Origin of the sequence: Streptomyces glaucescens (assembly GCF_002154375.1) — a bacterium.
GTDB lineage: Bacteria > Actinomycetota > Actinomycetes > Streptomycetales > Streptomycetaceae > Streptomyces > Streptomyces glaucescens.
The window spans coordinates 1-4,814 of sequence record NZ_MUND01000812.1 but is presented as its reverse complement, the minus strand read 5'-3'; the positions used below and the strand labels follow the sequence as shown (position 1 = coordinate 4,814).

The window sequence follows — 4,814 nt, the reverse complement described above, 5'->3', positions numbered from 1 at the left end:
CTCACCGCCGCCGCCCCGCCCGAGCGGGACACCGACCCGGACACCGCGCGGGCCGCCGTGCTGCCGTACCAGGACCCGACCCTGCCCGTGCCGCAGCGGGTCGACGACCTGCTGGGCCGGATGACGCTGGACGACAAGCTCGGCCAGATGACCCAGATCGAGAAGGACGCGCTGGTCCCGCAGTCCGACCTCGCCACCTACCGGATCGGCTCGGTGCTGTCCGGCGGCGACTCCACGGTCAGCCCCAACAACGCCCAGACCTGGGCCGACACCTACGACGCCCTCCAGCGCACCGCCCTGGCGACCCCGCTCGGCATCCCGGTGATCTACGGTATCGACGCGGTGCACGGGCACAACGCGGTGCGCGGCGCCACGCTCTTCCCGCACAACATCGGTCTGGGCGCCACCCGTGACCCCGCGCTCGTGCAGCGCATCGGACGCGCGGTCGCCGAGGAGGTGGCCGGTACCGGTATCGACTGGTCCTTCGCACCCTGTCTGTGCGTGGCCCGCAACGACCGGTGGGGCCGGACGTACGAGTCGTTCGGCGAGACGCCCGAACTGCCCACCGCCATGACGTCGTTCATCACCGGCCTGCAGGGCTCCGCCCTGGGCGGCGACCCGGCCTCCGTGCTCGCCACCGCCAAGCACTACATCGGTGACGGCGGCACCACCGGCGGCGTCGACCAGGGCAACACCCAGATCTCCGAGGCCGAGCTGCGCGCGGTCCACCTGCCGCCCTTCCAGAAGGCCGTCGAGCGCGGCGTGGGCTCGGTGATGCTCTCCTACAGCAGCTGGAACGGCGTCCGCTCGCACGCCCACAAGTACCTGGTCACCGACGTCCTCAAGGGCGAGCTGGGCTTCACCGGGTTCGTCGTCTCCGACTGGGCGGCCGTCGACCAGCTCGACGGGCAGACCGGCTTCACCGGTGCCGAGATCGCCACCGCCGTCAACGCGGGCGTCGACATGGTGATGGTCCCGCACGACTACAAGCGGTTCCTGAGCCTGCTGCGCGGCGAGGTCTCCGCGGGCCGTGTCGCCATGGCCCGGATCGACGACGCCAACCGGCGCGTCCTCACCAAGAAGTTCCAGCTCGGGCTGTTCGAGCGCCCGCTGACGGATCGTTCGTACACGGCCACGGTCGGCTCGGCGGCGCACCGGGCGCTCGCCCGGGAGGCGGTGCGCGCCTCACAGGTGCTGCTGAAGAACGACGGCGGGATCCTGCCGCTGCCGAGGACGGGCAGGCTGTTCGTCGCCGGGAAGTCCGCCGCCGACATCGGCAACCAGAGCGGCGGCTGGACCGTCGGCTGGCAGGGCCGCAGCGGGCCCGTCACCGAGGGCACCACGATCCTCCAGGGCATCCGCGGCGCCGTCGCCGACCCGGCCCGGGTCACCTACGACCGCTACGGCAACGGCATCGACGGCAGCTACACGGCCGCCGTGGCCGTCGTCGGCGAGACCCCGTACGCCGAGATGCGCGGCGACCGGCCCGACGGCATGGGCCTCGACCAGGAGGACCTGCAGACCCTGGCCCGGCTGAAGGCGAGCGGGGTACCCGTCGTGGTGGTGCTGGTGTCCGGCCGGCCGCTGGACATCGCCGACCGGCTGCCCGACTGGCGTGCGCTGCTGGCCTCCTGGCTGCCCGGCACCGAGGGCGGCGGTGTCGCCGACGTGCTGTTCGGCGACCACGCCCCGACCGGCAAGCTGCCGATGACGTGGATGCGCAGCGCCTCCCAGCAGCCGGTCAACGACGGCGACGGCAAGAGCCCGCTGTTCCCCTACGGGTACGGCCTGACGTACGGCACCGGCCCCGGACCAGACCCGGACCCCGATCCGGCCCCCGTGAAGGCCTGCACCGCCACCCACAAGCTGGTCGGCTCCTGGCCGGGCGGCCACCAGGCGGAAGTCACCGTCAAGAACACCGGCACCGGCCCGATCACGGGCTGGACGGTCGACTGGGAGCTGGGCGGCTCGACCGTCACCAGTCTCTGGAACGGCGGCCACACGGTCGCGAACGGCCGGATCACCGTCCGCAACACCTCGTCCAACGGCACCCTCGCCGTCGGCGCCACCACCTCGTTCGGCTACACGGCGAACGGCACCGCGGGTACCCCCGCCCCGCGCTGCACCCCCGCCTGACCGGACCCACGGTTCTCCCCACCGGTTGACCCCGCGGATGTCCCCACACCCGTCACCCGCACCCCCGCACCGAGGAGAGCACATGACAGACCGGACCAGAGGCGCGGACGCCCGCCCGCGCAGGCCGCACCGCAAGCGGACGGCGGCCCTGGCCACCGCGGTGAGCACGCTGCTGCTGGGCGCGGCGGCGCAGCTCACCGCACCCGAGGCGGCCGCCGCGGAGGCGCACGTCGACAACCCCTTCGCCGGCGCCTCGTTCTACGTCAACCCGGACTACGCCCGCCTCGTCGACGGGTCGATCGCCCAGACCACCGACGCCACGCTCAAGGCCAGGATGGAGAAGGTCAAGAGCTACCCGACGGCCGTGTGGCTGGACCGTATCGCGGCCATCCACGGGGGTGAGGTCAACGCGGGCCGCAAGAGTCTCGCCGACCACCTGGACCTGGCGCTCGCGCAGAAGAAGCCCGGCCAGCCGCTCGTCGCCACGTTCGTCGTGTACGACCTGCCGGGCCGCGACTGCGCCGCCCTCGCCTCGAACGGCGAGCTTCCCCTCACCGCGGCGGGGCTCGCGCGCTACAAGAGCGAGTACATCGACGAGATCGCCAAGGTGTTCGCCGACCCGAAGTACCAGGACATCCGCATCACCACGGTCATCGAGCCGGACGGCCTGCCGAACCTGGTCACCAACCTCTCCGACCCGGAGTGCGCCCAGGCCAAGAGCAGCGGCATCCAGGTCGACGCCATCCGGTACGCGCTGAACAAGCTGCACGCCATCCCGAACGTGTACACGTACATGGACTTCGCCCACTCGGGCTGGCTCGGCTGGGACAACAACCTCACCCAGACCACCCAGCTCTACACGGACGTCGCCAAGGGCACCACGGCCGGGCTGCGCAGTGTCGACGGCCTGATCACCAACGTCTCCAACTACACACCGCTCGCCGAGCCCTTCCTCACCGATCCGAACAAGACGGTCGGCGGCAACATGATCAGGTCGGGCAAGTACTACGAGTGGAACTCGAACTTCGACGAGTCCGACTTCACCGAGGCCGTCCACGCCGCGCTGGTCGCCCAGGGCTGGCCCGCCTCCACCGGCATGGTCGTCGACACCTCCCGCAACGGCTGGGGCGGCGCCGCCCGGCCCACCGCGGAGAGCACCAGCACGGTCCTCGACACCTACGTCAGCCAGTCCAAGGTGGACCGCCGGGTGCACCGCGGCCTGTGGTGCAACGTGAACGGCGCGGGCCTCGGACAGCCCCCGCAGGCCTCGCCCGCCGGCTACCCGGACTCGCATCTGGACGCGTTCCTGTGGATCAAGCCGCCGGGGGAGTCGGACGGCGCGAGCAAGGACATCCCGAACGACGAGGGCAAGCGTCCGGACCCGATGTGCAACCCGGAGTACTCGGCGCCCAACGCGGGCGGCAACCCGACCGGCGCGATGCCGGACGCGCCGCTCGCCGGGCACTGGTTCCACAACCAGTTCTCGATGCTGGTGCGCAACGCGTACCCGGCCGTGCCCACCGACGGCGGCGGTGGCCCCGGTGACCCGGACGACGTCACGGCCCCGACCGCGCCGGCCGGCCTGCGCGCCACCGCCAGGACCGCGTCCAGCGTCTCCCTCGCCTGGACGGCGGCCACCGACGACGTCGGCGTCACCGGGTACGACGTCTACCGCGACGGCACCAAGATCAACACCGTGCCGGTGACCGGGACCACGTTCACCGACACCGGGCTGAGCGCGGCCACCGCGTACGGCTACACCGTCCGCGCCCGCGACGCCGCCGGGAACGTCTCCGCGGCCTCCGCCGCGCTGAGCGTCACCACCGAGGCGGGCGGCGGCGGGCCCGACCCGGCCGGCGGCCTGAAGGTCACGTACAAGAACAACGACGCCTCGGTCGCCGACAACGCCATCCGGCCCGGACTGCGGATCGCCAACACCGGCAGCACCGCGGTGGATCTGACCAAGGTCACCGCCCGCTACTACTTCACCCGGGACGGCGGCTCGCCCACCGTCAACGCGTTCTGCGACCACGCCGCGGTCGGCTGCGCCAACGTCAGGCTGCGGGTGGTGCCGCTGAGCACCCCCGTCACGGGCGCCGACGCCTACCTGGAGGTCGCCTTCTCGGCCGGCACCCTGGCCGCCGGCAAGGACACCGGCGACATCCAGCTGCGCCTGGCCAAGTCCGACTGGTCGGCGTTCGACGAGACCGGCGACTACAGCCGCACCGCCACCACCGCCTACGCCGACGCCCCCCGGGTCCCCGCCTACCTGGGCGGCGACCTGGCCTGGGGCACCCCGCCGGCCTGACCGGCCCGAAGACCCCCGAGGAGACCCACACAACCCCACCCATCACAGGAGAGACGATGGCTCGACGCAACAGACGATCACTGTCCTTGCTGGCGGTGCTCGCCACCCTGCTCAGCGGGCTCGGCCTGGCCCTGATCGGCCAGGGCAGCGCGCAGGCGCACGGGGTGACGATGACGCCCGGCTCGCGGACCTACCTCTGCTGGCTGGACGCCAAGACCAGCACCGGCGCACTCGACCCGACGAACCCCGCGTGCAAGGCCGCGCTCGCCGAGAGCGGCGCGACGGCGCTGTACAACTGGTTCGCCGTGCTCGACTCCAACGCGGGCGGACGCGGCCCGGGCTACGTCCCGGACGGCAAGCTGTGCAGCGC

The 4,814-nt window shown here is 72.3% G+C and carries 3 protein-coding genes; all 3 read left to right on the top strand.

The window, feature by feature from the left end:
* Positions 1-2,136: glycoside hydrolase family 3 N-terminal domain-containing protein (locus CCN42_RS37705; RefSeq protein WP_086741760.1), on the top strand; the 2,136-nt coding region annotated here is incomplete at its 5' end.
* Positions 2,137-2,218: 82 nt separating this feature from the next.
* Entirely contained in the window at positions 2,219-4,444 is a 2,226-nt protein-coding gene (locus CCN42_RS37700) for a glycoside hydrolase family 6 protein (RefSeq protein WP_086741759.1), read from the top strand.
* A gap of 56 nt (positions 4,445-4,500) precedes the next feature.
* On the top strand, positions 4,501-4,814 hold a 314-nt coding region (locus tag CCN42_RS37695; RefSeq protein ID WP_211294887.1), incomplete at its 3' end, for a lytic polysaccharide monooxygenase.

Bases quoted from the DNA above. Each gene is read 5' to 3' on its own strand.
- CCN42_RS37700 (WP_086741759.1), top strand. From the start codon at position 2,219: ATGACAGACCGGACCAGAGGCGCGGACGCCCGCCCGCGCAGGCCGCAC.